Genomic DNA, 26,194 nt, shown 5'->3' on the forward strand with positions numbered 1-26,194 from the left:
CTCAGCCCCCCAGGAACGAGCGGCGCACTTCTGGGTCAGCCAGAAGCTCTTTGCCTGACCCGGTATGCGCGTTCGCCCCCTGCACGAGGACATAGCCCTTGTCCGCGATCTCGAGCGCCTGGCGGGCGTTCTGCTCGACCATGAGGATCGGGATGCCGGTGCGGGCGACCTCGATGATCCGGTCGAAGAGCTCGTCCATGACGATCGGCGACACGCCCGCCGTCGGCTCGTCCAGCATCAGGACCTTGGGCTTGGTCATCAGCGCGCGGCCCACGGCGACCTGCTGGCGCTGGCCGCCCGACAACTCGCCCGCCGGCTGGCGACGCTTCTCGCGCAGGATCGGGAACAGGTCGTAGACCTGCTCCATCGTCGGGCGGATGTCGTCCTCGCGGATGAAGGCACCCATCTCAAGATTCTCCTCCACGGTCATGGAGGTGAAGATGTTCGAGGTCTGCGGCACGAACCCCATGCCCGCGCGCACCCGGTCCTGCGGGCTGAGCGCTGAGATGTCGTGACCGTCCAGCACGACCTTGCCGCCGCGCAGGTCGAGCATCCCGAAGATCGCCTTCATGGCGGTGGACTTGCCCGCCCCGTTGGGGCCGACGATCACGGCGATCTCGCCGGGATTCACCGCGATGGTGCAATCGTGCAGGATGTCCGGCCCCTTGCCGTAGCCCCCGGTCATGGCGTGGCCCTCGAGGAAGGGCGCGCCGCTCACGTCCGGCGTGGGGCCACTGCGATGGTGGGCGGGCTGCATGTCGCCGCCGCGCCGCGGATTGACGACGGAGGCGTCCTTGGTGCCGCGTCCCGAATAGGCGTCGCTCATGCACCCGCCTCCAGCTTGTCCTTGTTCTTGAGACCGGTGCCAAGATAGGCCTCGATGACCTCCTCGTTGGCCTTGATCTCGGCCAGCGTGCCCTCGGCCAGCACCTTGCCCTCGGCCATGCAGATGACCGGGTCGCAGAGACGCTCGATGAAATCCATGTCGTGCTCGATCACCACGAAGGTGTAGCCGCGTTCGCGGTTCAGTCGCTGGATCGCATCGCCGATCGTGTTCAGCAGCGTCCGGTTCACGCCCGCCCCCACCTCGTCGAGGAAGACGATGCGCGCGTCGACCATCATCGTGCGCCCAAGCTCCAGAAGCTTCTTCTGTCCGCCCGAGACCTGCCCCGCCTTGTGGTCGGCAAGATGCGAGATCGTCAGGAACTCTAGCACCTCGTCGGCCTTGGCGCGCAGCGCGCGTTCCTCGTCGGCGATGCGCTTGCGGCCGAACCACGTGTTCCAAAGCGTCTCGCCCGACTGGCCGGGCGGCACCATCATCAGGTTCTCGCGGCAGGTCATCGACGAGAACTCGTGCGCGATCTGGAACGTGCGCAGCAGGCCCTTGTGGAACAGGGCGTGCGGCGGAAGGCCGGTGATGTCCTCGCCTTCCATCGTCACCCGCCCCGAGGTGGGCGACAGCACGCCCGCGATGACGTTGAAGAGGGTGGTCTTGCCGGCGCCGTTCGGGCCGATCAGCCCGGTGATCGAGCCCTTCTCGATCCGAAGGCTGGCCCCGTCGACGGCGTGGAAGCCCCCGAAATGCTTGTGCAGGTCGTCGACGACGATCATGCGGTGTCCCTTTTGCCTATTGGAACAGCCCGGGCGCGCGTGCGGCCCGGGCTGTCCGGTCGTTCCGTCAGGTCGGGATCAGCGGTAGCCGACCACCGTCAGCGCGCCGTCCTGCACCTCGAACTGAGCGTAGGAGCCCGCGGCCTCGCCCGGCTCGACGAACTCGACGCCGGTCGCGCCCTGGTAATCGACCTCGCCGCCGTCCGCGATGATCTGCAGCGCCTTCGACAGCTCGCCCGGCAGGATCTGCTCGCCCGGTGCGTTGGCGATGCCCATGACCTCGCCCTTGAAGTCCGACGCCGACGCCGAACCCGCCTTGGCCATCGCGAGGATGGTCAGCGCGGCCGCGTCGTAGCTTTCGCCGGCATAGACCGACGTGCCGTCGATCCCGGCTTCCGAGGCCATGTCCGCGAAGACGTCGCCGCCCTCGTTCTCGGAGCCCGGCGCGGTGCCGATGGTGCCGTCGATGTCGGTCCCGAAGCGCTCGGTCAGGCTGTCGCCGATCATGCCGTCGCCCAGCGCGAAGAGGTCGAACGCACCGGTGTCGAGCGCCGACTGCATGACGCCCGCGCCACCCTGGTCGACATAGCCCAGCACGACGAGCGCGTCGCCGCCTGCGGAGGCCAGCGCACCGACTTCGGCCGAGTAGTCGCCCTTGCCGTCCTCGTGCGCCGCCGCGATCGTGACCTCGCCGCCCGCTTCTTCGAAGGCCGCCTGGAACGCGTCGGCAAAGCCCTTGCCGTAGTCGTTGTTCGTGTAGGTCACCGCGACCGAGGAGATGCCCTCCTCGCTCAGGATCGCGGCCAGAACCTCGCCCTGGCGGGCGTCGGAGGGTGCGGTGCGGAAGAACAGGCCGTCATCCTCGGCCTCGGTCAGCGCCGGCGACGTCGCCGAGGGCGAGATCATCGAGATGCCGTTCGGCACCGCGACGTTCGCGAGAACCGCGGTGGTCACGCCCGAGCAGTCGGCGCCCATGATCGCGGTCACGCCGTCCGAGGTCACCATGCGCTCGGCCGCGGCCGTGGCGGCTGCGGCATCGACGCAGGTGGCGTCGCCGCGGACCGGCTCGATCGCCATGCCGCCCATGAAGTTCTCGTCCCCCGACGCTTCCGAGATCGCCATTTCGGCACCCGCGGCCATCGCCGGCGTCAGGCTCTCGATCGGACCGGTAAAGCTGAGCAGCACGCCCATCTTGACCGAGTCGGTGTGGCTTTCGGCGAAGGCCGCGCCCGCGGTCAGGCTCGCGGCGGCGGCGGTCAGAAGAAGGTGTCGCATGTGTCTCCCTTGTCGGTTCTGTGGCCCTCACCGGGCCGGATATGCGGCTCGGGCAGGACGCCCGCCGCCGGATTATGGCACGTTGTCTTGTAAGCGACAGGCCCAATCGTGATGGAACGAACGCGCGCCGCCGTCAACGTCGGCGGCATCCGGAGCGGGCGCGCCGCAACGTCATATTACCGCTCGCTCGGTCAGAGGCCGGCCCTCGTCCACCCGGGCGACGCCAAAGTCGGACAGGTCTATCGCGCGCGTCGCGCCGTAAAGGACGATTTCGGCCACCGCGCGTCCCACCGCCGGGGCCTGCTGCAAGCCGTGTCCCGAAAGCCCGCAGGCCGAGACGAGGCCCGGTGCATCGGGATGTGCGCCCAGCAGGAGGTTCTGGTCGAAGGCGTTCCACTCGTAGTGCCCGACCCAGCGCGCCTGCACGCGGATCGCCTCGAACGCCTCGGACCGGGCGGCGAGCGCGGGCCAGATCACGTCGTCGAACTCGGCCTCGCGCGGCTCGAAATCGTCGAACGCCACCTCGGGGTCCGGATCGGGCGCAGCGCCGGTGACAAAGCCCCGCCCCTCGGGGCGGCAGTAGACGCCGGACGGGTCCACCATCAGCGGCAGGCGCCCCTTCGCCACGGTCGCGCTGCCCTCGGGCGAGCGCGCGCAGTCGAAGACGAAGACCGTGCGCTTGCGCGGACCGACCGGCAGCCTCAGCCCCGCCGTCGCTCCCACCTGCCCCGCCCGTGTGCCGGCGGCGTTCACCACCGCTCCGGCCGCGATCTCGCTGCCGTCGGCCAGCACCACGCCGCACACGCGCGGGCCGTCGCGCACAAGCCCGGTGACGTCGCCGGGGACGAAGGTCGCCCCCCGTGCCCGCGCCGCGCGCCGGTAGCCCGACAGCATTCCCATGTTGTCGAACCAGCCCTCGTTCGACCGGCCATAGGCGCCGAGCATCAGGTCATCGGTCCTCAGATGCGGAAAGGCCGCCGCGATTTCGTCCGGCGACCAAAGCGCCACGTCCGCCCCCGCCGCCACCTGCACCGCGTGGTTCGCGCGCAGGGTCTCGGCCCCTGCCCCGGTCGCGGCGAGCGTCAGGTATCCGGCCTCGTGGAAGGCCAGATCGGGACCGGGACCGTCCTCCGTCGCGGTGATCTGCGGGAAGCGGCGGATGACATCGGCGCCGTAAAGGCTCATGGCGACGTTGCCCGGCTGCGAGAACTGGCTGCGGATCGAGGCGACGGACAGTGCCGTGGCGCTACGGGTGTGGCGCGGGTCGCGTTCGATCACGGTGACCGTGCCGCCGAAGCCCGGATCCGCGACGAGGTGAAAGGCCGCCGACGCGCCGATCGCGCCGCCGCCCACGATCACCACGTCGCGGCATGCGCTCATGCGGTGCCGTCGTCGTCCGGGTGCGGATAGGTCACGAAGGCCCCGCCGTAGCGTGCCACGGTCGGGTCATGCGGATCGGGCACCGGCGTGCGGGTCTCGACGGCGGCGCGGTAAGGCTCGGTATTGTCCTGCGGGTGGAAGCCCAGGTGCCCGGCCAACCGGTTGTCGAGCGGCACGATCGCGTTGTCGGATGTCCCGAAGACGATGGTGTGCCCCACCCGTGGCGCGGTCAGCGCGGCGGTCACTAGCCGGTTCAGGTCGTCGAAGCTGAGCCACGACCACAGGTGCCGACGGTCCGCCGGTTCTGGGAAGGACGAGAAAATCCGCACCATGACGCTCTCGATGCCGAACTTGTCCCAGTAGAGGCTCGACAGGTTCTCCACGAAGCACTTCGACACGCCGTAGAGCGTGTCCGGCCGCTGCGGGCTGCGGGCGTCGATGTTCGACTCGAGCGTGTGGAAGCCGATCGCATGGACCGACGAGGCGTAGACCACCCGGCGCACCCCGTGCTTCCGGGCGCCCTCGTAGACGTGGTAGCTGCCGCGGATGGAGCTATCGAGGATCTCCTGCCAGGGCTTTTCGACCGGCGCGCCGCCGAAGTGCACGATGGCATCCACGCCCTCGCACATGGCGATCACCGCGGCCTCGTCCGAGAGGTCGCAGATCACGGCTTCCTCGTTGACCTTGAGGTCGGCGATCTCCTCGCGGTCGTTCAGCCGCAGGCGGCGGGCCAGAGGCGCAAGACCCCGGCGCAGCTCGGTGCCGAGATTGCCGGCGGCGCCGGTGATGAGGATCGTGTCGAAGATGGGCTCGCTCATGGCGCCTCCGGGTCTGTCAGTAGTTGTTTGGGTGCGCTGCTCTCATCCGGCCGCCCCGGCGGCCTGCGCCGCCGCGCGCATCTGAGACAGGGTCTGGCGGGGGCTCACGGCGTCGGCGGCCACGTCGAGGTCGAGCACCGCGCCTGTGCCGGACGCGAGCGCCCGCTCGAAGGCAGCGGCGAAGTCGGCCGTGGCGCCCACCCGCTCGCCATGCACGCCATAGGCGCGCGCCAGCGCCGCGAAGTCGGGGTTGGTCATGTCGGTGCCCGACACCCGCGCGGGGTAGTTCCGCTCCTGGTGAGCGCGGATCGTGCCGTAGATGCCGTTGTTCACGACCAGCACCACCGGGACGGCGCCGGCCTGCCGGGCCGTCGCCAGTTCCTGCCCGTTCATCTGGAAGTCGCCGTCACCGGCGAAGCAGATCACGGTCCGCTCCGGGTGGGCGATCTTCGCGGCGATGGCCGCGGGCAGGCCGTAGCCCATCGCGCCCGATTGCGGCGCCAGCAGGCGCTGGCCGGGACCATAGGCGAAAACCTTGTTCGGCCAGATCGCGAAGTTGCCGGCGCCGTTGGTGACGATGGCGTCCTCGGGCAGCACTTCTGCGAGGTGTGCCATCACCGCGGCCATATCGACGGGCGAGGGCTGCGCGGGCACGTCCAGACTGGCCTCGAACGCCGCGCGGGCCTCGGTGCGCCACGTCCCGCGGTCGGCTTTCGACGGCGTCAGGGACCGGGCCAACACATCATGGCTGGCGTGCAGGCCCAGCGCCGGACGGTAGACCTTGCCGATCTCGTCCGCGCTCTGGTGGACATGAATGATCCGCTGGCGCGGTTCCGGCACGTCGAGGAGCGTGTAGCCTCCGGTGACGTTCTCGCCGAACCGGGTGTTGAGCGCGAGTATCACGTCGGCCTCGCGCATCAGGCCCCGGACATGCGGTGGCATTCCCACCCCGGCCTCTCCGGCATAGCAGGGCGAGTGGTTGTCGAAGCTGTCCTGGTAGCGGAACGCCACCACGACGGGGATGTCCGAGGCCTCGGCATAGGCCTGCAGAGCGGCGCGGCCGTCGGCGCTCCAGTCCGAGCCGCCGATCAGGATCAGCGGGCGCGTCGCCTCCGCCAGCATCTCCTGCGCCTCGGCCAGCGCGTCGGGATCCGGCGCGGGCGCGGCCACGCGCACCGCGCCGGTCAGGGGCGCGCAGGGGCTGGGCGCCGAGAGCACGTCCTCCGGCAACGCGACGACCACCGGGCCGGGGCGACCCGACAGCGCCGTTGTCCATGCGCGAGAGACGATTTCGGTCAACCGTGCCGGGTCGTCGATTTCGACCGCCCACTTGGCCATGGTGCCGAAGACCGCGCGGTAGTCGAGTTCCTGGAACGCCTCCCGGCCCTTCATATGCGTGGCGACCTGCCCCACGAAGACCAGCATGGGCACGCTGTCCTGCCGCGCGGTGTGGATGCCAATGGAGGCGTTGGTGGCGCCCGGCCCGCGGGTGACGAAGGCGACGCCCGGGCTCCCGGTCAGCTTGCCCCAGGCCGCCGCCATGAAGGACGCCCCGCCCTCGTTGCGACAGTTCACGAAGTCGAGCCGGCCGGCACTGTCGTGCATCCCGTCAAGCGCGGCGAGGAAGCTTTCGCCCGGCACGCCGAACGCCTTGCGCGCGCCAAGCGCCACGAGGCTTTCCACCAGAACCTGACCGCCATGCATGTCGCACCCTTTCCGTCCGCCGGGGCGCGTGCGCCCGCTGCGCCAAGGAAGATCAGGAATGGCCCCGAGCGGCAAGGGCGTGGGCCCGAGAACGCCGCAGGCAGGCAGGGCGTGGGCCGGCCATCGCCCGGCGCACTCCGCCATCCCGGATCAGAGCGTCACCGGCTCCCGGTCGTGGATCGTCGCGGCAAGGGCCCGGAACGCCTCGACCACGACGCCCGCCTCGTTGGCCTCGCACAGAAGCCAGGCATGGGCCCGCAGCCGTGCGATATCCCCGGCCTGCGCCGCGCGCAGCGCGGCCATGAAGGTCCGTTCGTTCGACGACAGGTAGAGCGCGCATTCGCGGCAAGTCGGACAGTTGAACCGGAAGGCCGAGTGCCGCACCCGCCGCACAGCCTGGATCGCGTTCAGGGTGGCGAGCGCGAAGTGCGGCCCCGCCTCGGCGCCCCGAACGTTGAGCGCGTGGGCGAAGGCGGCGATCCAGCCCTGCTTCTCGGGTTCGCAGAAAGCGTGGAAGAAGTGGCGCGCCACGCGCAGGGTATCGCGCTCGGCCTCGGAGTAGCCCAGCGCCGAGAGCGGCGTGCCATGGTCGGCGGCGTGGTAGTGGGACATGCGGTAGCTCCTCGTTCGCGTCGATCCCTGATGGGGCATACCTTGCACGGATTTCCTGATTATTTTTATCGGAAATTATTCTGGGGTCAATCGTCCTTCGCCGACGCAACGCCAGGCGTTCCCGGAGACGTGATCGCGCATGTGCACAAAACGCGGCCGTGGCCGGGTGGACGTTCGTCAGCACATACCCTATCGAAAAGCTCGGAAACCGGCTCACCCTCAAGGAGGCCTCGCCCATGTCCCTGAAATCCCTCGCCCTGTCGACCGCGATCGCCCTCGCCGGCCCGGCCGCCGCCCTCACGCTTGCGACCGGTCCCGCGCTGGCGCAGGACGACACGCTCTCGGTCGAAACCGCGACCGGCACAGCCGAGGTGCCGCGCGCTCCGGCGACCACGGCAGTCTATGACATGGCCGCACTCGACACGCTGGATGCGCTCGGGGTCGAAGGACTGACCTCCACCGACAAGACCTACTTCGACGGGCTCGCAGACTACCAAGGCGATATCGGCACCCTGTTCGAGCCGGACTTCGAGGCGCTGAACGCCCTGCAACCCGATCTCATCATGGTCGGCGGACGCTCGGCGCCGCAAGCCGAGGCAGTGGCGGACTTCGCCCCCACCATCGACATGACCATCGAGGGCACGGACCTTTTGAACGGGCTCCGCGCCCGGATCGAGGCCTACGGCCGCATCTGGGGCAAGGAAGACGCGGCCGCCGACCTGATGGCAGACCTCGACACGGCGCTGGAAGACGCCCGTGCCGCGGGCCGCAACGCGGGCGCCGCGCTGATCGTGCTGACCAACGGCGCCAAGATGTCGGCCTATGGCGCGGGCTCGCGGTTTGGCTGGCTGCACGAGGCGACGGGGATGCCCGAGGCCGTCGAGGGGCTGAGCGCGGCGCAGCACGGTGAGCCGGTGTCCTCCGAGTTCATCCGCGATGCCGATCCCGACTGGCTTTTCGTGATCGACCGCGGCGCGGCCATCGGCGCCGACAGCCAGGGCGCGGAGGCGACGCTGGACAACCCGCTCGTGCGCGAGACCAAGGCCTGGCAGTCGGACCAAGTGGTCTATCTCGGCGCGGCGGACGTCTACATCGCCAGCGGCGGCGTCCAGGCCACGCGCCGCACGCTGAAGACCGTGACCGAGGCCCTGACCGCAGCCGCCGGGTCGTAAACCCATGCGGGCGCGCGCCGCCATCGCCGCGGGCCTCGTCGTGCTGATCGCGGCGAGCCTCTTCACCGGCGTCGGCTCGATCACCGCCGACGCCGAGGGGCTGTGGCTGGTGGCGGTCAGCCGCGCGCCCCGCACCGCCGCCGCGCTGCTGGCGGGCGCGGGCCTCGCCGTGGCGGGGGTCATCATGCAGATGCTGGCGCGCAACCGCTTCGTGGAGCCGACGACCGCCGGCACCGCGCAGGCGGCCGGCCTCGGGCTGGTGGTTGTGACGCTGGTGGCGCCCGGTTCGGCCCTGTGGCTCAAGATGCTGGCGGCGACGGCCGCCGCGCTGGTGGGCACAGCGGGCTTCCTCGCGATGGTGCGCCGCCTGCCCCCGCAGGAGCCTTTGCTGGTACCCCTCACCGGCCTCGTCTACGGCGGCATCCTCGGTGCGGCGACCACATTCCTCGCCTTCGAGCGCGACCTCCTGCAATTCCTCGACATCTGGATGAACGGCGAGTTCTCGGGCGTCCTCCTCGGCCGCTACGAGTTCCTGTGGGCGGCTGGCGCGGCCAGCGCGCTCGCCTTCGTCTATGCCGGGCGCTTCACCATCGCCGGGCTTGGCGAGGATGCGAGCCTCAACCTCGGCCTGCGCTACGGGCAGGTGATGGCGCTCGGTCTTGCGCTGGTCTCGGTCATCACCGCCGTCACCGTGGTCACCGTCGGCATGATCCCCTTCGTGGGCCTCGTGGTGCCGAACATCGTCAGCCGTCTGCGCGGCGACAACCTGAGCGCCACCCTACCCCTCGTGGCGCTGTCCGGGGCGGCCCTCGTCCTGGCCTGCGACATCCTCGCCCGGCTGCTGCGCTACCCCTACGAGATCCCCGTGGGCACGGTGCTGGGCGTTCTCGGCGCCGGACTTTTCCTGTGGCTGCTGCACGGCCGTCCGGCCCACGGTCGGGGCTGAGCGCGCCATGTCCCGCCCCCTTCTCGTCACGGGCCTCGCGCTCGCCGCCGCCTCGGCGGTGTTCCTGACGCTCGGCGCCCGCGGGGACTGGTCCTTCGTGCTGGCCTTCCGGGGCGAGAAGCTGGCCGCGCTGATCGTCGTCGGCAGCGCCGTCGCGGCAAGCACCGTGGCCTTCCAGACGGTGACCGGCAACCGCATCCTGACGCCCGCGATCATGGGCTTCGACGCGCTCTACGTGCTGATCCAGACGCTTTTGGTGTTCGGCCTGGGCGGCGTCGGCCTCGCGGCGCTCGACGCGCGGGTGCTGTTCGGAGCCGAAACCGCGCTGATGCTCGGAGCGGCGCTCGTGCTCTTTGCATGGCTCCTGCGCCGGGGAGCCGACCTCAACCGGCTGGTGCTGACCGGGATCATTTTCGGAACGCTCTTCCGCAGTCTTTCGGGGCTTCTGAACCGCATGATCGACCCCGCCGACTTCGCGGTGGTGCAGTCGGCGAGCTTCGCGCGGTTCAACAGCGTGGACGACCGGCTGCTCTGGCCCGCGGCGGCGGTCACGCTGCTCGCGCTCGCCGCGCTGCTCGCCCGCCACGCACGGCTCGACGTCGTGGCGCTGGGACGGGACGCCGCCACGGCTCTCGGCGTGGATCACGACCGCGAGGCCCGGCGCGTGATGGTCCTGATCGCGGTCCTGGTGTCGGTGTCGACCGCGTTGGTGGGCCCGGTGGTGTTCTTCGGGCTGCTGGTGTCGGCGCTGACCCACGCGGTTGCGGGCACCTGGCGGCACGCGGTGCTGCTACCCCTCTCGGCCCTGCTGGCGAGCGTGGTGCTGGTCGCCGGCCAGACCCTGTTCGAGCGGGTCCTTTCGCTGCAGACCTCGGTGTCGGTGGTGATCGAGGGCCTCGGTGGCGCCGTCTTTCTGATCCTGATCCTGAGGAGAGCCGCGCGATGATCGAGATCCGCTCCCTGTCCGCGAAGCTGGGCGGCGCGCCTGTCCTTCACGACATCGACGCGACCATCGCGCCCGGTCGCGTGACCGCGCTCGTCGGGCCGAACGGGGCGGGCAAGTCCACCCTGCTGGCGGTGATCGGGCAGCTTCTGAAGGCGTCCGCGGGGTCGGTGACGCTCGACGGCGCGGACCTGTCGGACATGCCCCCGCCCGAACGCGCGCGCCGCCTCGCGATCCTGCGGCAGAACACGACGATCACGCCCCGGCTGACCGTGGCCGACCTCGTGGGCTTCGGGCGCTATCCCCATTCCGGCGGACGACTGGACGATGCCGACCTCCGGATCGTCGACGCGTGCCTCGCCGAGCTGGATCTCTCGGCTCTGGCCGGGCGTCATCTCGACACGATCTCGGGAGGGCAGCGGCAGCGGGCGCTGATCGCGATGACGCTGGCGCAGACGCCACGCGCCCTCCTGCTGGACGAGCCGCTCAACAACCTCGACCTGGGCCACGTCCGCCGGGTGATGGAGGTGGCGCGAACGCGCGCCCGGGCCGGTGTCGCGGTTGTCGTGGTGCTGCACGACCTGTCCATCGCGGCGCGCTTTGCCGACGCCCTGATCGCGCTCAAGGCCGGCCGCGTCTTCGCCGCCGGCCGGCCGGACGAGGTGATCACAGGCCCGACGCTGAGCGCGCTTTACGACACGCCGATCGACGTGCACGAGGTGGCGGGCAGCCGGGTCGTGCTGACCTGACCCGTGCGGGCGCCCGGGTGCGGATCAGCCTGAAAACCTCCCCGTAAGACGCAATTTTCGCGACACAAAACAGCGCTGCAAGAAGAGGCAGATCACCCGCCCAACGCTCGGCCGAAAGCAAGGGATGGAAACACTTTGCCGCGTCTCTTTCGGCAGTGCCGAGCGGCGCCGCTCCCGCCGCCGAACCCTGCCCCTGCGGGTCGGCGCAGACCCGCCTGCGACGGGAGGGGGGGATCGGAACGAAGCTCCGGTCCGCGTGTTTCGGCAGCGACGACCCGTGGACCTGCGCGGGCCATTTCAGCCTGAAAGGATCCCAGCCATGAGCCGGAAACCCACCCTCACTTCCACGTCCGGGGCCCCCTACCCCACGAACCAGACCTCCAAGACCGCCGGTGGCCGCGGTCCGCTGCTCGTCGAGGATCATCAGCTTTTCGAAAAGCTCGCCCACCAGAACCGCGAGCGCATCCCCGAGCGCGTGGTTCACGCAAAGGGCTGGGGATTGCAGGGCCACTTCACGGTGACCAAGGACATCACGAAATACACCTGCGCCAAGATGTTCTCGGAGGTTGGCAAGACGACCGAAGTGCTGTCGCGCTGGTCCACCGTCGCGGGCGAGCGTGGCGCGGCCGACGCCGAGCGCGACGTTCGCGGCTTCTCGCTGAAGTTCTACACCGAAGAGGGCAACTGGGACATGGTGGGCAACAACACCCCCATCTTCTTCGTCCGCGACGCCTACAAGTTCCCCGACTTCATCCGCACGCAGAAACGCCACCCCAAGACCAACATGCGCTCGCCCGAGGCGATGTTCGACTTTTGGGCCGGCCAGCCGGAAAGCGTGCACCAGGTCACCATCCTGATGTCCGACCGCGGCATCCCGAAAAGCCCCGCGCACATGAACGGCTACGGCTCGCACACGTTCTCGATGTGGAACGCGGCCGGAGAGCGGCACTGGGTGAAGTTTCACTTCCGCACCCACCAGGGCCACGAGACCCTGTCCGACGCGGAGGCGCAGGAAATCATCGGCCGCACCCGCGAGAGCTACCAGGAAGAGCTGTGGCACATGATCGAGGAAGGCCGTCCGCCCAAATGGACGATGTATATCCAGGTCATGCCGGAGGCGGACGCGGCCAAGACGGACTTCAACCCGTTCGACCTCACCAAGGTCTGGCCGCACGACGACTTCCCGCTGATCGAGGTGGGCGAGCTGGTCATGGACACCATCCCCGAGAACTATTTCCAGATGGTCGAGAACGCCGCCTACAACGTGAACAACGTGGTGCCGGGCATCGGCTTCTCCCCGGACAAGATGCTGCAGGCGCGGATCTTCTCCTACGCCGACGCGCACCGCTACCGGATCGGTACGCACTACGAGGCGCTGCCGCCAAACGCACCGAAGAACGCGAACGTCCAGCACTACCACAAGGACGGCTCCATGCGGTTCTTCACCAACGACTTCGGCAATCCGAACGCCTATTACGAGCCGAACCAGTACGACGGCCCGGTGGCGGACGAGAGCGTTCAGGAGCCGCCGATGGAGCTTGACGCCGAGGCCGTGGCCGCGCGCTTCCTCCAGGAGGACAGCGACATCGACTACGTGCAGCCGCGCAAGCTCTACCTCGAAGTGCTCGACGACGCACACCGCGACCGGCTCCACAAGAACATGGCCGGCGGCATGGCCCCGGTGTCGGAGTCGGTGAAGGAGCGCTGGCTTGCCGTGCTCAAGCGTGTCCACCCGGACTACGAGGCCGGCGTGCGCCGCGCGCTCGAGACCGGCGATCACGGCGAACCGGCCCTGCCGGTGACCGACCAGACACCGGTCGAAGCGGCCGAGTAGGTCTGCGCCATATCAGGGGGCGTGTCCCCTGACGGAGGGATCGCGGTGATCGCGGTCCCTCCTTTCGTCTGACCGGGCTACACCGCTGTGTCAGTCATTTCGCCAGCGCCTTCAGGATGACGCGCACCGCCGCGTCGGGATCGCAGGCAGCCGAGTCGATGCGGACCGCCGCGTCGGTCCACGTCACGTAGTCGCGTTCTTGCACCTCGGCCCATGTGGGCTTGAAGCCACCCGGAATGTCGAGGACGCGCCCCTCCACCCGCCGCCGGTGCTGGGACCGGTCGTCGCAGCGCAACTCCACGCCCAGTAACTTCGCCCCGGCCTGCCGCGCCGCGTCGGCGAAAATGTCTCGGGTCAGGGGCCATGGATTCACGCAGTCGATGATCGCGGAATTGCCGACCCGAAGGTTGGACACGGCGAGCGCCGCGGCGATCCGGTAGCTTTCGTCGGCGATCTCGCGCCCCGGGTCGCGCGCCTGCATCACCGCCTCGATCTCGTCCACGCGAAGGAACGCCGCGCCGGTCGCCGCGGCGAGATGCCGGCCGACGGTGCTCTTGCCGGTGCCAGGCAAGCCGGCGAAGGAGATGAGGGCGGGCATGGCGAGTCCCTCGGCTGGAAGCCGGACAGTCAGACCCGTCCGGCTCACTCTCAGCCTAGATCACACGCTCCGGGTAGGCCACTGACAGGAAGCAGGAGACGCCGAAGCTGGTCGAAGCGGGGCGCAGCATCCAATTCAGGTCACGCATTCACCGCCCTGCCCGGCCCACTGCGCGGCTCCACTCCGATCTGGCGGTTGGCGTACTCGGTGGCCTGCTCGATCCCGCCAAGCGGAAAGAGGTGGGCTCCGGCGATCAGGGTATCGGGCGTCGCGGCCTTGTATCGCGCGATGGCCTCGAGAACGTCGGTCGGCTCGAAGGGCCGGACCAGCCGCGTGATGTCCTTGGCGCGCTTCTGAAGCACGGACAGGGACGGACCGATACCGCACATCACCGCGAATTTCAGAAGGGTCTGAAGCTTGGCGGGTCCGGCGACACCGACGTGTATGGGAAGATGAACTCCGCTGGCGCGAAGCCGCTGTTCCCATGCAATGACCGGCGCCGCGTCGAAGACGAACTGGGTGACCAGCGCCATCGCGGCGTCGGTGCGCTCCGCGAAGTCCTGCTTCCAGCGGATCGCATCGTCGACGAGAGCATTGCCACCGTGCAGATCGATGTCGCGGTTCCCCTCGGGGTGTCCGGCAACATGAAGGCGGGTGAACCCGTGACGGTCGAAGAGGCCGGTTTCCAGCAGCGCCATGGAACTGTCGAAAACCCCCTGCGGACGCTTCGATCCTCCGGCGATGACGAGGGCCTCGGACACGCCGGCCTCTCCGGCGTAGCGCGTGAGCCACGCGTCCAGCCTGGCGCGCGTGTCGATGTGGCGGGCGGGGATGTGCGGCATGGGGGTGAACCCCTCCGCCCGGACGCGCCGCGCGCAGGCCACCATGTCGTCGATCGGCGTGCCTTCGACATGCGCGATGTAGACCCGCGTTCCCGCCGGGATCATCTCACGCAGGTCCGCGATCCGGCTCGCGGTGCGCGGCATCACCTCGATGGAATAACCCGAGAGAAGCGCGGCGAGGTCGCCGCGCCCTTCCGTGCCGCTCCGCCTGAGAAAGCTCATCAGCGTCATCGCTCGTTCGTCCTTTCACGACGGATCCGGGCCCGCCTCTCGGGCGGCCCGGATCTCTTTCAGGAGCTTCAGGCCACTTGGGCTTGGGCGATCGACTTTTTCGGGTCGTGGAACGGGCGATCCACGATGCGCGCCGAAACCGGCACGTCACGCACCATCACCGTCACGGTGTCGTCGAGGACCGCGTGTTCGGCCGAGACGAGCGCCAGCGCGATGTTCTGGTCGAGACGCGGCGAGTAGACCGCCGAGGTCACCTTGCCGATGGTCTCGCCATCCTTGACCACCGACCAGAACACCGTGTTCGGCCCGCGCAAGCGCTCTCCGTCGATGACGAGACCGACCTGTTTGCGGGTGATGCCCTCGTCCCGGATGCGGGTCAGGGCCTCCTTGCCGATGAAGGTGATGTCGGCGTCCACATCCACCAGACGGCCAAGCCCCAGCTCGTAGGGATTGGTATCGGGGTCCATGTCCGCGTGGTAGGACAGCATCCCCGCCTCGATGCGGCGGATGGTCGATGTGTGCCCCGGCTTCAGACCGTGGGGCGCACCGGCCGCCATGATCTTTTCCCACAACTCGTCGCCGCGGCTGCCGTCACGCAGGTAAAGCTCGTAGCCCAGCTCGCTCGACCATCCGGTGCGCGACACGACCAGCGGGATGCCGTCCAGTTCGAGTTCGCGCAGCCAGAAGTATTTCAGGTCGAGAATCTCGTCCCCGAAAAGCGCGCGCATGATCCGGCCCGAGTTCGGCCCCTGGAGCTGCAGCGGCGAGACGTCGGGCTCGCGGATCTGGACGTCCATGCCCGAAAACACCGCGAGGCCCTGCGCCCACAGCAGGATGTCGCTGTCGGCGAGCGAGATCCAGAAGTGGTTCTCGGCCAGCCGCAGCACGATCGGGTCGTTCAGGATCCCGCCATTGGCATTGGTGATGAGCACATACTTGCACTGGCCGACGGCCATCTTCGACAGGTTGCGCGGGGTGAGCAGCTGCGTGAACCGGGCCGCGTCGGGGCCGGTGATCTCGACCTGGCGCTCGACCGCGACGTCGCACAGGATCGCGGTGTTCACGAGGTTCCAGAAGTTCTGCTCCGGGTCGCCAAAGTCGCGCGGGATATACATGTGGTTGTAGACCGAGAACGCCGCAGCGCCCCAACGCACCGTCGCGTCGAAGTAGGGCGATTTCCTGATCTGCGTTCCGAAGCCGAAATTCTCCATCATCGACGGGCTCCTCCTATCAAGCCAGCTGTCGCAAAGGGGCCTTCCGAGAAGCGTGGGGCGCTGGGGACGCGTGCTGTGGCGTCCGGTGCCCGACCGCTCCGATCCTCCTCCGAATCGAAGCCCTCCCACGGCGACCATGCTTTACGCTGCGTCGGGGTGGATCGCTCAAAACCGACATCGCGCATGGTTGAACCGGCAGAGCACGAAGCCGTGCGCGAACGGACCCCGCGGACGGATGAAGACATGCCGACAGGACCCGTGGGGACCAACGGGAGCACATCTTTCAGGTTCCTTCCCCCGCCTACTTCACCGCGGTGCCGGAGGCAGCCGGGCGGTTTATCGGGCGCGGCGTCGCGGTCGCCGGATCGACGGGCTCGACACCGGCAAGATGCCGCGACAGGTCGCGCGCCATGCCGCACAGAACATTGCCGATCCGGTCGCGCGCCTCGGGCGTGAAGACCCGGATCGATCCGGTGGCTCCGATCGACATGGTCGCGCCAGGCCCGGTATCGGCGAGCGGCGCCGCGACCGAGCACATGCCCCGCTCGATCTCCTCGACGCATTCGGCGTAGCCGCGCGCCCGGATGACATCCAACTCGGCGGCGAGATCCTCGACTCTGGTCAGGGTGAACTCGGTATAGGCCTTCAGCCGCCCCTCGAGGGTCTTCGAGGCCAGCAGATCGGGCGAGAACGCCGCGACCGCCTTGGAGCACGAACAGGCGTGCAGCGGCCGTTTGCCGAGTCCGGGATGCAGGAAGGAGACGCCGGTGTCCGGGGTCTCCACGTGGATGATCTCGACCGCGCGACCGCGCTGGCGCGACAGGAAGAACGCCGCGCCGTGCTCCGCCGACGCCTGCCGTAGTGCGGGCGCGACGATCTCGATCAGCGCCGCGTCCGAATGATCGCTTCGCACGATACGTTTCAGCCGCGTCCCCAGCGCGAAGCGCCCGCGGGCGACGGGCTCCAGCAGGCCCGCACCCACCAGCTCCTGCACCAGCCTGTAGGCGGAGGGGCGCGGCAGATCGGTATGCGCGCAGATGTCGGCCACGGTCGCCTCGCCCTTCTGGCCGACGGTTTCGAGGATCAGTGTCAGACGGTCGAGGTGCATGATTTTCTCGTTTCGTGAGACGCAGATTTTCGATATGCGGGAATCACGGCAGACTCAAGGGAGGAGCGGACCGATGGACGGAACATGTTGCGGACCGGGCTACGCGAGCCCCGCCGAGGCGATCAGGGCACCGCGGGAAAAGCTGCTCTACACCATCGCGATCTACACCGGCACGGGCATCCAGAAGCCCGACTACCTCGCGACGGTGGACGCCGATCCCGACAGCCCGACCTACAGCCAGGTAATCCACCGGCTCGAGATGCCGGGCATCGGGGACGAGCTGCACCACATGGGCTGGAACGCCTGCTCGTCATGCCACGACGACGCCGGGATGAGCCGCAAGTACCTGCTGGTGCCGGGCGTGCGGTCGAACAACATCCACGTCGTCGACACCGCCACCGACCCGCGCGCGCCGCGCCTGCACAAGATCATCGACGGCGCCGAGATCAAGTCCAAGACCGACCTCTCGGGCCCGCATACGGTGCATTGCCTCGGCTCCGAGATCATCATCTCGTTTCTCGGCGACGCCAAGGGCGAGGCGCCGGGCGGCTACCTGCACCTCAACAAGGACTTCGAGATCGTCGGCCGCTGGGAGGAGTCGATGGGTGACATCCCCTTCGGCTACGATTTCTGGTACCAGCCGCGTCACAACGTGATGATCAGCTCGGAATGGGCGGCGCCCAACACCTTCATGCCGGGCTTCGACCTCGAGGAGGTGGGCCACCTGAAATACGGCCGCCGCCTGCACGTCTGGGATTTCGAGGCGCGCAAGCCCGTCGAGACCATGTATCTCGGCGAGGACGGGCTGATCCCGCTCGAGGTGAAGTTCCTCCACGACCCCGACAGCACCCACGGCTTCTGCGGCGCGGCGCTCAGCAGCAACGTGATCCATTTCTGGAAGTCGGATGCCGGCACCTGGGAGTGGGAAAAGGTCATCGACGTCGAGAACGAGCCGCACCCCGAATGGCCGATCCCCGTGCCGGGCGTGATGTCTGCGATCCTCGTGTCGATGGACGACAGGTATCTCTACCTCAACAACTGGCTGCACGGCGACATGCGCCAGTATGACATCAGCGACCCGCACAACCCCAAGCTCACCGGGCAGGTCTACATGGGCGGCCTGCTCGGCAAGGCGCCGAAGGTGAACGGGGTCGAGGTCACCGGCGGGCCGCAGATGTTCCAGCTCTCGCTCGACGGCAAGCGGCTCTACGTCACGACGTCGCTGTTCTCGACCTGGGACAACCAGTTCTACCCCGAGATCCGCGAAAAGGGCGGTGTCATGGTCCTGATCGATTGCGACGTCGAGAACGGTGGCATGACCATCAACGAGGACTTCATCGTCGATTTCGGCCAGGAACCCAACGGCCCCAGCCGCTGCCACGAGACCCGCTATCCCGGCGGCGATTGCACGAGCGATATCTGGCTGTGACCACGCACACGATCACCCTCGCGAACCGTGACGGCGCGACTTACGTCGTGGAGGCGCGCCGCCCCCTGCTCGACACGCTGCGCGAGCAGGGCGTCGATCTGCCCTACGGCTGCAAGTACGGTGGCTGCATCACCTGCGCCGCCAAGCTGACCGACGGCGAGGTCGACCAGCGCCGACAGGTCGCGCTCAACAACCGGCAACTGTCGCGCGGCTACGTCCTGCTCTGCGTGGCGCGGCCGGTCACGGACTGCACGCTCGAGATCGGCGTCGAGAGTCACGACAAGCTCTACCGCAACCCGTTCCTCGATCCGCTGGAGCCGCACGAGCTCAAGGCGGACATCGCCACATCGAAGGAGCCCTAGATGCCAGACACGGTCATCACGCCCCGCTACGACTATTCTCAGGCCTACCTGTCCGACATCCTGAAGTCGGTGAAGACGATCGCCATGGTCGGCGCCAGCGCGGACAAGACCAAGTTCAGCTACGGCGTGCTGCGGGTCCTCCACGAAACCGGCTACGACATGATTCCGGTGAACCCTAACCACGCCGTGACCGAGATCCGCGGCCTGCCGGTCTATCGCTCGCTCGCGGACATCGACCGGCCCGTGGACATGGTCGAGGTCTTCCGCCCGAAGGAAGAGCTCTACGTCATCGCCGAGCAGGCCGTCGCCATCGGCGCCAAGGTCCTGTGGGCGCAGATCGATGTCTACGACGACCGCGCCGCGCGGCTCGCCGAGGACGCCGGCCTCAAGGTCGTCATGGATCGCTGCCCCAAGATCGAGCTTTTCCGCCCGTTCTGGAAGCCCCGGCTCGACCTCGCGATATGACCCGGCCCGGCACGTCCCTGCACGCGCGGTCCGCCTGCGGATGCGGGGGATCACGTCGGACTGGCCCCTCTCCGCGCTGATCGCGTGGATGTCGACCCTCACGAAACGGAGGCCCCCCATGGCCCAGACCATCACCAAGAGCGCCGCCGACCTGGTCCGCGAGGCCCGCGAGACGGTGCCGGAGATCTCGGCCGAGGAGGCCGTCGCGCTCACCCGCTCGCCCGACCACGTCTTCGTCGACCTCCGCGACGGCGCCGAACAGGAGCGCACCGGCGTCATCCCGGGCGCGATCGTCTCGTCGCGCGGGATGATGGAATTCCACCTCGATCCCGACAGCCCCGCGCACAAACCGGAGTTTGCACAGGACAAGACTTACCTGTTCTACTGCGCCTCGGGAGGCCGGTCGGCGCTTGCGGCGCGCACGGCGATGGACATGGGACTGAGCCCGGTCGTGAACGTGGCAGGCGGCGTCTCGGCGTGGAAGAAAGCGGGAGGAGCACTGGAATGAATACGGCACCGACGCCGGACGGCGACCTCGTCACCCGGTCCGACGCGGGCGGCGTCGCGACCATCACGCTGAACGCGCCCAAGTCGATCAACGCGCTGTCCGAGGCCATGATGGCCGCGCTCTCGCGCACGCTCGACGACATCGCGGCGGACGGATCGGTGCGCGCGGTGATCCTGCGCAGTGCCGGGGACCACTTCTGCGCCGGCCACAACCTCAAGGAAATGACCGCGCGGCGCACGGACGCGGATGGCGGCCACCAGTATTTCCGCGATCTCTTCGCGACCTGCTCGGCGATGATGCTGCGGGTGGTGCGCCTGCCGCAGCCGGTCATCGCGGAAGTGAAGGGCATCGCCACCGCGGCGGGCTGCCAGCTCGTCGCGTCGTGCGACCTTGCCGTGGCCTCGGAGGACGCGCGCTTTGCCACCTCGGGCGTGAACATCGGGCTGTTCTGCTCGACGCCGATGGTGGCGCTGTCGCGGAACGTGCCACAGAAGCAGGCGATGGAGATGCTGCTGCTGGGCGAGTTCCTGCCCGCCGCGCGCGTGGCCGAGCTGGGGCTTGTGAACCGTGTCGTCCCCCGCGACGACCTGGAGGCCACGGCCGAGGAGATGGCCCGGGTCATCGCGTCGAAGTCGCCGGTGGCGATCAAGGCGGGCAAGCGCGCCTTCTACGAACAGGCCGGGATGAGCCTCGACGACGCCTACGCCCTTGCCGGTCAGGTCATGGCCGACAACATGATGGCCCGCGACACCGAGGCCGGGATCGGCGCCTTCACGCGGAAAGAGCCCATGCCCGAGTGGAGCGGCGAATGAACTACAACGGCCCCGAGCTCGCGCGGTGCGCGGCGAACCACACCGCGCTGTCGCCGGTCTCGATCCTGAAGCGCGTCGAACGGGTGCATCCCGAACTGCCCGCGCAGATCCATGGGTCGATCCGGAGAAACTGGGGCGAAGTGGCCGAGCGTTGCAAGCGGCTGGCCTCGGCCCTCGCGAAGCGTGGCGTCGGCAAGGGCGACACCGTGGCGCTGATCGCACCGAACATTCCCGAGGCGCTGGAATGCGCGTTGGCGGTTCCGATGCTGGGCGCGGTGCTGAACGCCAACAACACCCGGCTCGACGCTGACACGATCGCCTACATCCTCGGGCACGGCGAGGCGACAGTGCTGCTGGTGGACACCGAGTTCTCGGGCATGGCGGCCGAGGCGGTGCGCGCGTCGGGCCGCGACATGCTGGTCGTCGATATCGAGGACCCCGAAGGCCCGGGCGGCGAGCGGATCGGCGCGCTGACCTACGACGCGCTGCTGGCCGAGGGCGATCCGGGCTTCGCCTATACGCTGCCGGACGACGAGTGGGATGCGCTGGCGCTGAACTACACCTCGGGCACCACCGGGCGCCCCAAGGGCGTGGTCTATTCCCATCGCGGCGCGTGGACCAACGCGGTCAACAACGTCGTCACGTGGGAGATGCCGCACCACCCGGTCTACCTGTGGACGCTGCCGCTCTTCCACTGCAACGGCTGGTGCTTCCCGTGGACGATCACGCTTCTGGCCGGGTGCCACGTGTTCCTGCGCGCGCCGCGGGCCGACGCGATCTATCGGGCCTTTGCCGACCACGGCGTCACGCATCTGTGCGGTGCGCCGATCATCATGTCGATGATCGCCGGCGCCTCTGCCGAGGAAAGGCGCGAGTTTCCGCAGAACATCCGGATGATGACCGCCGCCGCGCCTCCGCCCGCCAGCGTGATCGCCGGGATGGAGAAGATGGGCATCTCGATCACCCACGTCTACGGACTGACCGAGGTCTACGGCCCGGCCGTGGTCTGCGCCGAAAAGCCCGGCTGGCAGGACCTGCCGCTGGAAGAGCGCGCCCGCCTCAAGGCGCGCCAGGGCGTGGCCTACGAGCTGCAGGAGGACGTGCTGGTCCTCGACCCCGACACCGGGCAGCCGGTGCCGTGGGACGGCGAGACCCAAGGCGAGATCGTCTTCCGCGGCAACATCGTCATGAAAGGCTATCTCAAGCAGCCCGACGAGACCGCAGAGTCGTTCAAGGACGGCTGGTTCTGGTCCGGCGACCTCGCCGTGCAGCATCCCGACGGCTACGTCGAGATCCGCGACCGTGCCAAGGACATCATCATCTCGGGCGGCGAGAACATCTCGTCCATCGTGGTGGAGAACGCGCTCTATACCCACGAGGCGGTGGCGCTGGTGGCAGTCGTGGCGATGCCCGACGAGAAGTGGGGAGAGGTGCCCTGCGCCTTCGTCGAGCTGGCCGCCGGCGCGGCGACCGACGAGGACGAACTGCTCGCCCACGCCCGGACGAAGCTGGCCGGGTTCCAGCGGCCGAAAAAGGTGGTCTTCAGCGAATTGCCCAAGACCACGACCGGCAAAATCCGCAAGAACGTGCTGCGCGACCGGGCGAAAGAGCTCTGACCGTTGCGGGGCTGCCGCATGTGCGCGCGCCCCGCACCACGGCAGCCCGACCCGAAATAAATCGCCCCCTCACGCCCCTCGCGAGGGACGCAAACCTTGATCGACTGACACAGTCCGTCATGGTCGGAGAGGCGTCGGGCCCGAAAAGGCATGTCGCTCAATGCAAAAACGGCTCGGAGGGTCTTAATGTCTTTGGGAGTTCTAATCAGCCTCGCGGCGTATTTCATCCTGATGCTCGGTATCGGAGTGTACGCCTACAAGAACGCCACATCGAGTTCCGAGGAATACATCCTCGGGGGACGCAACCTTCCCCCGGCCGTCGCCGCGCTGTCCGCGGGCGCGTCTGACATGTCCGGCTGGCTTCTGCTCGGCCTGCCCGGCGCGCTCTATGCCTCGGGTCTCGTGGAGGCGTGGATCGGTATCGGCCTCTTCATCGGTGCGCTCGTCAACTGGATCGTCGTGGCGCCCCGCCTGCGCGAGCAGACCGAGCGGTACGACAATTCGCTGACGATCCCGGCCTTCCTCGCCAACCGCTTTCCCTCGCAGGGCGGCACGCTGCGGATGGTCTCCGCGGTCATCATCGTCGTCTTCTTCGCGGTCTATACCGCCTCGGGCCTCGTCGCCGGTGGCAAGCTCTTCCAGAGCGCCTTCGACGGCAGCTACCAGGTCGGGATCTGGCTGACACTCGGCGTGGTCCTCGCCTACACCGTGGTCGGCGGGTTCCTCGCGGTGTCGCTCACCGATTTCTGCCAAGGTCTCATCATGATGCTCGCGCTGATCATCATGCCCGCGATCGTGCTTTATGCCGGTGAGGGCGGCGGCTTCGATCAGGCGCGCGAAACGCTGTCTGGCGTCGAGGGCTTCACGCTTGGCTGGTGGACGTCCGACATGACCTTCATCGGGTTCATCTCGCTGCTGGCGTGGGGCCTCGGTTATTTCGGCCAGCCGCACATCATCGTCCGCTTCATGGCTGTGCGAAGCGTCGCCGCCGTGGCCACCGCCCGCAACATCGGCATGGCCTGGATGGGCATCGCGCTGATCGGCGCCATCGGGGTGGGCATCTTCGGCCGCGCCTATGTCGAGCGCAACGGCGTCTCGATCGAGGACAGCGAGACGATCTTCATCTACCTCGCCGAGAATCTCTTTCCGGGGCTGATCACCGGCTTCCTGCTGGCGGCGCTTCTCGCGGCGATCATGTCCACGGTATCGAGCCAGCTGCTGGTGTCGTCCTCCTCTCTGGCCGAGGACTTCTACAAGCTGGTGCTCAACAAGAACGCGTCCGAGACGACCCTCGTGACCGTCGGGCGGATCGCCGTCGTCGCGGTCGGGGTCGTGGCGGCACTGATCGCTGGCGATCCGGAAAGCCAGGTCCTCGGACTCGTCTCGAATGCCTGGGCGGGCTTCGGCGCGGCCTTCGGTCCGCTCATGATCCTGTCGCTGACGTGGCCGCGCATGAACGGTCTCGGCGCGGTGGCCGGTCTCGTGGTGGGGGCGGCGACCGTGGCGCTCTGGATCTTCACCGGCCTCAAGGCCGCCACCGGCCTCTACGAGATGATCCCCGGCTTCGCGTTCTCCTGGCTCGCCATCTACCTGGTCAGCCGCGCGACGGCCGACCAGGGCGAGTTCCGGGCTGTCGAGGCCGCCCCGGCGGAGTGAGCCACGCAAGGCAGGGGCCGGCGATCCGGCCCCTGTCACGCTTCCCCGAGGCCGACCGGAGTGCACATCCGCAACGGAATGTCGGCCCGCCGCTTTCACCTGCCCGATACGCCCGCACGAACCTCGGCCGGAAAACGCCGCAGCGGCGACCCGAGGGCCGTTCTCTTGCAGTCTCCGTGGGGGTGCGCTGGTGCCGGCAGAGGGACTTGAACCCCCGACCCACTGATTACAAATCAGTTGCTCTACCAGCTGAGCTATACCGGCACGCAGCCGTCTCATATCGCCGCCCGCGCCGCGGGGCAAGCGGTCGGTATGGTACGCGCCACGTTCGCCTCTAGGTGGTCAGGGACCGCGACCGTCAGAGGAGACCGCCATGCGCGCCGCACGTCCCCGCCTCGCCCTACACACCCTCGCGCTTCTTGCCCTTGCCACGCCGCTCGCCGCGCAGCAGGCGGCCGATGCGCTCGCCCCCGAAGGTACCGGCGGCGCCGAGTCGGCCTCCGAGTTCGGGCCCCTGTCGGATGCCGCGCGCGCGGCGCTCGAGACCAAGGCCGAAGGGCGGCCGGTCGAGGCCGAGGACTGGATGATCGCCGCGGCGCATCCGCTGGCGGTCGAAGCCGGTGCCGAGGTGCTGCGCGCGGGCGGCAGCGCCGCCGACGCGATGATCGCGGCGCAGACCGTGCTGGGCCTCGTGGAGCCGCAGAGCTCCGGTCTCGGTGGCGGCGCGTTCCTCGTCTGGTACGATGCCGAGGAAGGCGCGGTCACCACGCTCGACGGACGCGAGACGGCCCCGCTCGATGCCTCTCCCACCTATTTCCAGGACGACGAGGGCGAGCCGCTCGAGTTCTACGACGCCGTGGTCGGCGGGCGCTCGGTCGGCACGCCGGGCACGCCCGCGCTCATGCAGGCCGCGCATGACCGTTGGGGCACCGCCGAATGGTCCGGACTCTTCGACCGCGCCATCGCGCTGGCCGAGGACGGCTTCATCGTCTCGCCGCGCCTCGCGACGCTGGTCGCCGACGACGAGGATCGGCTCGGCCGTTTCGGCCCGACCGCCGACTACTTCTATCCCGACGGCGCGCCGCTGGAGGCCGGGGCTACTCTGACCAACGCCGACTACGCCGCGACCCTGCGCGCCCTCGCCGAGGACGGCGCCGACGCCTTCTACACAGGAGAGATCGCCGCCGACATCGTCGAAACCGTGCAGGGTGCCGAGGGCAACCCGGGGCTTCTGTCCGAAACGGATCTCGCGCTCTACGAGGTGATCGAGCGTCCGGCGGTCTGCGTGCCCTACCGCGCGCACGAGGTCTGTGGCATGGGGCCGCCCTCCTCCGGCGCGCTGACCGTGGGCCAGATTCTCGGCACGCTCGACAGCTTCGAGCTGTCCGAGGAGGGCCCGACCTCGGCCGAGACATGGCGGCTGGTCTCAGACGCCTCCCGCCTCGCCTTCGCGGATCGCGGCCGCTACATGGCGGACATCGACTTCGTGCCGATGCCGCTCAAGGGGCTGGTCGCCGGCGACTACCTCAAGACCCGCGCAGAGCAGATCAAGGGCCGTGACCGCGCCCTCGACACGGCGGAGCCGGGGATGCCGGACTGGGATCACGCGACACTCTGGGGCGACGACGCCTCGATCGAGTTTCCGTCCACCTCGCACATCTCCATCGTCGATGCGGAGGGCAACGCACTCTCGATGACCACCACGATCGAGAACGGCTTCGGCTCGCGGCTGTTCGTGCGGGGCTTTCTGCTGAACAACGAGCTGACCGACTTCAGCTTCGCCACCCACGAGGACGGCCGCCCCATCGCCAACCGGGTGGAGCCCGGCAAGCGCCCGCGCTCGTCGATGGCGCCGACGATCGTGATGCAGGATGGCGCGCCGGCGCTGGTGATCGGCTCGCCCGGCGGCAGCCGCATCATTGGCTACGTGGCGCAGGGCGTGATGAACGTGCTCGACTTCGGCATGGACGTGCAGCAGGCCGTCGCCGCGCCGCACGCGCTCAACCGTTTCGGCACCACCGACCTCGAGGCGGGAACCGAGCTCGAAGGTCTGGCGACGCCGCTGTCGAAAATGGGCTTCGACACCGAGGTGCGCGATCTGAACTCAGGGCTGCACGCGATCCGCGTGACCGAAAGCGGTCTTCTCGGCGGCGCCGATCCCCGGCGCGAGGGCATCGCCATCGGCGAGTGAGCCCGAGAGGGCCGCGCCTTTGCGGGGCGCGGCCCTGACGCCTGGGATTCGCCGCCCCACCCGGCTCTTTCGCGCCGACGGCACCGACGGCACCGACGGCACCGACGATCCTTCGGCG

24 protein-coding genes and 1 tRNA gene are annotated in these 26,194 nt (G+C 68.6%); 13 read left to right on the top strand and 12 right to left on the bottom strand.

Annotation, left to right across the window (positions count from 1 at the left end):
- Position 1: 1 nt before the first annotated feature.
- The 7 genes from BMX29_RS15875 to BMX29_RS15905 form a co-directional block, all read right to left on the bottom strand.
- Complete coding sequence (locus BMX29_RS15875) at positions 2–826, bottom strand: ABC transporter ATP-binding protein (RefSeq protein WP_092814729.1); 825 nt, start codon at positions 824–826, stop codon at positions 2–4.
- A complete protein-coding gene (locus BMX29_RS15880) occupies positions 823–1,611 on the bottom strand; it encodes an ABC transporter ATP-binding protein (protein WP_043842385.1) in 789 nt (262 codons plus the stop codon). Before BMX29_RS15880 ends, BMX29_RS15875 begins: the two co-directional genes overlap by 4 nt.
- 78 nt (positions 1,612–1,689) lie before the next feature.
- The gene (locus tag BMX29_RS15885; protein ID WP_043842383.1) at positions 1,690–2,886 is read right to left on the bottom strand and encodes an ABC transporter substrate-binding protein; all 1,197 of its coding nucleotides are present in this window, start codon (positions 2,884–2,886) and stop codon (positions 1,690–1,692) included.
- 171 nt (positions 2,887–3,057) lie between these two features.
- Complete coding sequence (locus BMX29_RS15890; protein WP_092814732.1) at positions 3,058–4,266, bottom strand: NAD(P)/FAD-dependent oxidoreductase; 1,209 nt, start codon at positions 4,264–4,266, stop codon at positions 3,058–3,060.
- Positions 4,263–5,084: an NAD-dependent epimerase/dehydratase family protein gene (locus BMX29_RS15895; RefSeq protein ID WP_092814735.1), complete on the bottom strand. Its 822-nt coding sequence runs from the start codon at positions 5,082–5,084 to the stop codon at positions 4,263–4,265. The genes BMX29_RS15890 and BMX29_RS15895 overlap by 4 nt, the downstream gene beginning before the upstream one ends.
- Before the next feature lie 42 nt (positions 5,085–5,126).
- On the bottom strand, positions 5,127–6,788 hold the full coding sequence (locus BMX29_RS15900) for a thiamine pyrophosphate-dependent enzyme (RefSeq protein WP_092814738.1): 1,662 nt from the start codon (positions 6,786–6,788) through the stop codon (positions 5,127–5,129).
- 150 nt (positions 6,789–6,938) lie between these two features.
- A complete protein-coding gene (locus BMX29_RS15905) occupies positions 6,939–7,400 on the bottom strand; it encodes a hypothetical protein (RefSeq protein ID WP_092814741.1) in 462 nt (153 codons plus the stop codon).
- Positions 7,401–7,636: 236 nt separating this feature from the next.
- Between BMX29_RS15905 and BMX29_RS15910 the strand changes: the two genes are divergently transcribed.
- From BMX29_RS15910 to BMX29_RS15930, 5 genes are all read left to right on the top strand, one after another.
- Positions 7,637–8,572 carry a siderophore ABC transporter substrate-binding protein gene (locus BMX29_RS15910; RefSeq protein ID WP_092814744.1) on the top strand — a complete coding sequence of 312 codons (936 nt, stop codon included), beginning with the start codon at positions 7,637–7,639 and terminating at the stop codon, positions 8,570–8,572.
- 4 nt (positions 8,573–8,576) lie between these two features.
- A complete protein-coding gene (locus BMX29_RS15915) occupies positions 8,577–9,518 on the top strand; it encodes an ABC transporter permease (RefSeq protein WP_092814747.1) in 942 nt (313 codons plus the stop codon).
- A gap of 7 nt (positions 9,519–9,525) precedes the next feature.
- Complete coding sequence (locus tag BMX29_RS15920; protein ID WP_092814750.1) at positions 9,526–10,464, top strand: iron chelate uptake ABC transporter family permease subunit; 939 nt, start codon at positions 9,526–9,528, stop codon at positions 10,462–10,464.
- Entirely contained in the window at positions 10,461–11,210 is a 750-nt protein-coding gene (locus BMX29_RS15925; protein WP_092814753.1) for an ATP-binding cassette domain-containing protein, read from the top strand. The genes BMX29_RS15920 and BMX29_RS15925 overlap by 4 nt, the downstream gene beginning before the upstream one ends.
- A 319-nt stretch (positions 11,211–11,529) precedes the next feature.
- Positions 11,530–13,044, top strand: coding sequence for a catalase (locus tag BMX29_RS15930; RefSeq protein WP_092814757.1), 1,515 nt, complete (start codon positions 11,530–11,532; stop codon positions 13,042–13,044).
- Positions 13,045–13,138: 94 nt separating this feature from the next.
- Here BMX29_RS15930 and BMX29_RS15935 read toward each other — a convergent pair whose 3' ends face one another.
- The 4 genes from BMX29_RS15935 to BMX29_RS15950 all read right to left on the bottom strand — a co-directional run bounded on the left by BMX29_RS15935 (position 13,139) and on the right by BMX29_RS15950 (position 17,037).
- The gene (locus BMX29_RS15935; RefSeq protein WP_092814760.1) at positions 13,139–13,642 is read right to left on the bottom strand and encodes a P-loop nucleotide/nucleoside kinase family protein; all 504 of its coding nucleotides are present in this window, start codon (positions 13,640–13,642) and stop codon (positions 13,139–13,141) included.
- A gap of 140 nt (positions 13,643–13,782) precedes the next feature.
- Positions 13,783–14,715: a methylenetetrahydrofolate reductase gene (locus BMX29_RS15940; protein WP_092814763.1), complete on the bottom strand. Its 933-nt coding sequence runs from the start codon at positions 14,713–14,715 to the stop codon at positions 13,783–13,785.
- A gap of 68 nt (positions 14,716–14,783) precedes the next feature.
- Positions 14,784–15,929: a glycine cleavage T C-terminal barrel domain-containing protein gene (locus BMX29_RS15945; protein WP_217644396.1), complete on the bottom strand. Its 1,146-nt coding sequence runs from the start codon at positions 15,927–15,929 to the stop codon at positions 14,784–14,786.
- Between the two features lie 301 nt (positions 15,930–16,230).
- The gene (locus tag BMX29_RS15950; protein ID WP_092814766.1) at positions 16,231–17,037 is read right to left on the bottom strand and encodes an IclR family transcriptional regulator; all 807 of its coding nucleotides are present in this window, start codon (positions 17,035–17,037) and stop codon (positions 16,231–16,233) included.
- 73 nt (positions 17,038–17,110) lie between these two features.
- On the opposite strand from BMX29_RS15950, the gene BMX29_RS15955 reads away from it, so the two are divergent.
- The 7 genes from BMX29_RS15955 (at position 17,111) to putP (ending at position 23,885) form a co-directional block, all read left to right on the top strand.
- A complete protein-coding gene (locus tag BMX29_RS15955) occupies positions 17,111–18,466 on the top strand; it encodes a selenium-binding family protein (protein WP_092814769.1) in 1,356 nt (451 codons plus the stop codon).
- Positions 18,463–18,828 (top strand): 2Fe-2S iron-sulfur cluster-binding protein, encoded by a 366-nt coding sequence (locus BMX29_RS15960; RefSeq protein ID WP_092814772.1) that lies wholly within the window; start codon positions 18,463–18,465, stop codon positions 18,826–18,828. The genes BMX29_RS15955 and BMX29_RS15960 overlap by 4 nt, the downstream gene beginning before the upstream one ends.
- Complete coding sequence (locus tag BMX29_RS15965; RefSeq protein ID WP_092814774.1) at positions 18,829–19,293, top strand: CoA-binding protein; 465 nt, start codon at positions 18,829–18,831, stop codon at positions 19,291–19,293.
- Between the two features lie 118 nt (positions 19,294–19,411).
- Positions 19,412–19,801 carry a rhodanese-like domain-containing protein gene (locus BMX29_RS15970; RefSeq protein ID WP_092814777.1) on the top strand — a complete coding sequence of 130 codons (390 nt, stop codon included), beginning with the start codon at positions 19,412–19,414 and terminating at the stop codon, positions 19,799–19,801.
- A complete protein-coding gene (locus tag BMX29_RS15975) occupies positions 19,798–20,613 on the top strand; it encodes an enoyl-CoA hydratase (protein ID WP_092814780.1) in 816 nt (271 codons plus the stop codon). The genes BMX29_RS15970 and BMX29_RS15975 overlap by 4 nt, the downstream gene beginning before the upstream one ends.
- Positions 20,610–22,229, top strand: a complete 1,620-nt coding sequence (locus tag BMX29_RS15980) for an acyl-CoA synthetase (protein WP_092814783.1) — start codon at positions 20,610–20,612, stop codon at positions 22,227–22,229. Before BMX29_RS15975 ends, BMX29_RS15980 begins: the two co-directional genes overlap by 4 nt.
- A 186-nt stretch (positions 22,230–22,415) precedes the next feature.
- The gene (putP, locus tag BMX29_RS15985) at positions 22,416–23,885 is read left to right on the top strand and encodes a sodium/proline symporter PutP (RefSeq protein WP_092814786.1); all 1,470 of its coding nucleotides are present in this window, start codon (positions 22,416–22,418) and stop codon (positions 23,883–23,885) included.
- Between the two features lie 188 nt (positions 23,886–24,073).
- Here putP and BMX29_RS15990 read toward each other — a convergent pair.
- A tRNA-Thr gene (locus BMX29_RS15990) sits at positions 24,074–24,149 on the bottom strand.
- 109 nt (positions 24,150–24,258) lie between these two features.
- Here BMX29_RS15990 and ggt point away from each other — a divergent pair.
- Positions 24,259–26,076 carry a gamma-glutamyltransferase gene (gene ggt, locus BMX29_RS15995; protein ID WP_092814789.1) on the top strand — a complete coding sequence of 606 codons (1,818 nt, stop codon included), beginning with the start codon at positions 24,259–24,261 and terminating at the stop codon, positions 26,074–26,076.
- Positions 26,077–26,194: the final 118 nt, after the last annotated feature.

Source organism: Roseivivax marinus, assembly GCF_900109705.1.
Classification (GTDB): domain Bacteria; phylum Pseudomonadota; class Alphaproteobacteria; order Rhodobacterales; family Rhodobacteraceae; genus Roseivivax; species Roseivivax marinus.

Bases quoted from the DNA above. Each gene is read 5' to 3' on its own strand.
- BMX29_RS15920 (WP_092814750.1), top strand. From the start codon at position 9,526: ATGTCCCGCCCCCTTCTCGTCACGGGCCTCGCGCTCGCCGCCGCCTCG.
- BMX29_RS15965 (WP_092814774.1), top strand. From the start codon at position 18,829: ATGCCAGACACGGTCATCACGCCCCGCTACGACTATTCTCAGGCCTAC.
- BMX29_RS15905 (WP_092814741.1), bottom strand. From the start codon at position 7,400: ATGTCCCACTACCACGCCGCCGACCATGGCACGCCGCTCTCGGCGCTG.
- BMX29_RS15895 (WP_092814735.1), bottom strand. From the start codon at position 5,084: ATGAGCGAGCCCATCTTCGACACGATCCTCATCACCGGCGCCGCCGGC.
- BMX29_RS15930 (WP_092814757.1), top strand. From the start codon at position 11,530: ATGAGCCGGAAACCCACCCTCACTTCCACGTCCGGGGCCCCCTACCCC.
- BMX29_RS15875 (WP_092814729.1), bottom strand. From the start codon at position 826: ATGAGCGACGCCTATTCGGGACGCGGCACCAAGGACGCCTCCGTCGTC.
- BMX29_RS15970 (WP_092814777.1), top strand. From the start codon at position 19,412: ATGGCCCAGACCATCACCAAGAGCGCCGCCGACCTGGTCCGCGAGGCC.
- BMX29_RS15975 (WP_092814780.1), top strand. From the start codon at position 19,798: ATGAATACGGCACCGACGCCGGACGGCGACCTCGTCACCCGGTCCGAC.
- BMX29_RS15925 (WP_092814753.1), top strand. From the start codon at position 10,461: ATGATCGAGATCCGCTCCCTGTCCGCGAAGCTGGGCGGCGCGCCTGTC.
- BMX29_RS15910 (WP_092814744.1), top strand. From the start codon at position 7,637: ATGTCCCTGAAATCCCTCGCCCTGTCGACCGCGATCGCCCTCGCCGGC.
- BMX29_RS15940 (WP_092814763.1), bottom strand. From the start codon at position 14,715: ATGACGCTGATGAGCTTTCTCAGGCGGAGCGGCACGGAAGGGCGCGGC.
- BMX29_RS15900 (WP_092814738.1), bottom strand. From the start codon at position 6,788: ATGCATGGCGGTCAGGTTCTGGTGGAAAGCCTCGTGGCGCTTGGCGCG.
- BMX29_RS15890 (WP_092814732.1), bottom strand. From the start codon at position 4,266: ATGAGCGCATGCCGCGACGTGGTGATCGTGGGCGGCGGCGCGATCGGC.
- BMX29_RS15885 (WP_043842383.1), bottom strand. From the start codon at position 2,886: ATGCGACACCTTCTTCTGACCGCCGCCGCCGCGAGCCTGACCGCGGGC.
- BMX29_RS15880 (WP_043842385.1), bottom strand. From the start codon at position 1,611: ATGATCGTCGTCGACGACCTGCACAAGCATTTCGGGGGCTTCCACGCC.
- putP (WP_092814786.1), top strand. From the start codon at position 22,416: ATGTCTTTGGGAGTTCTAATCAGCCTCGCGGCGTATTTCATCCTGATG.
- BMX29_RS15945 (WP_217644396.1), bottom strand. From the start codon at position 15,929: ATGATGGAGAATTTCGGCTTCGGAACGCAGATCAGGAAATCGCCCTAC.
- BMX29_RS15935 (WP_092814760.1), bottom strand. From the start codon at position 13,642: ATGCCCGCCCTCATCTCCTTCGCCGGCTTGCCTGGCACCGGCAAGAGC.
- ggt (WP_092814789.1), top strand. From the start codon at position 24,259: ATGCGCGCCGCACGTCCCCGCCTCGCCCTACACACCCTCGCGCTTCTT.
- BMX29_RS15980 (WP_092814783.1), top strand. From the start codon at position 20,610: ATGAACTACAACGGCCCCGAGCTCGCGCGGTGCGCGGCGAACCACACC.
- BMX29_RS15915 (WP_092814747.1), top strand. From the start codon at position 8,577: ATGCGGGCGCGCGCCGCCATCGCCGCGGGCCTCGTCGTGCTGATCGCG.
- BMX29_RS15950 (WP_092814766.1), bottom strand. From the start codon at position 17,037: ATGCACCTCGACCGTCTGACACTGATCCTCGAAACCGTCGGCCAGAAG.
- BMX29_RS15955 (WP_092814769.1), top strand. From the start codon at position 17,111: ATGGACGGAACATGTTGCGGACCGGGCTACGCGAGCCCCGCCGAGGCG.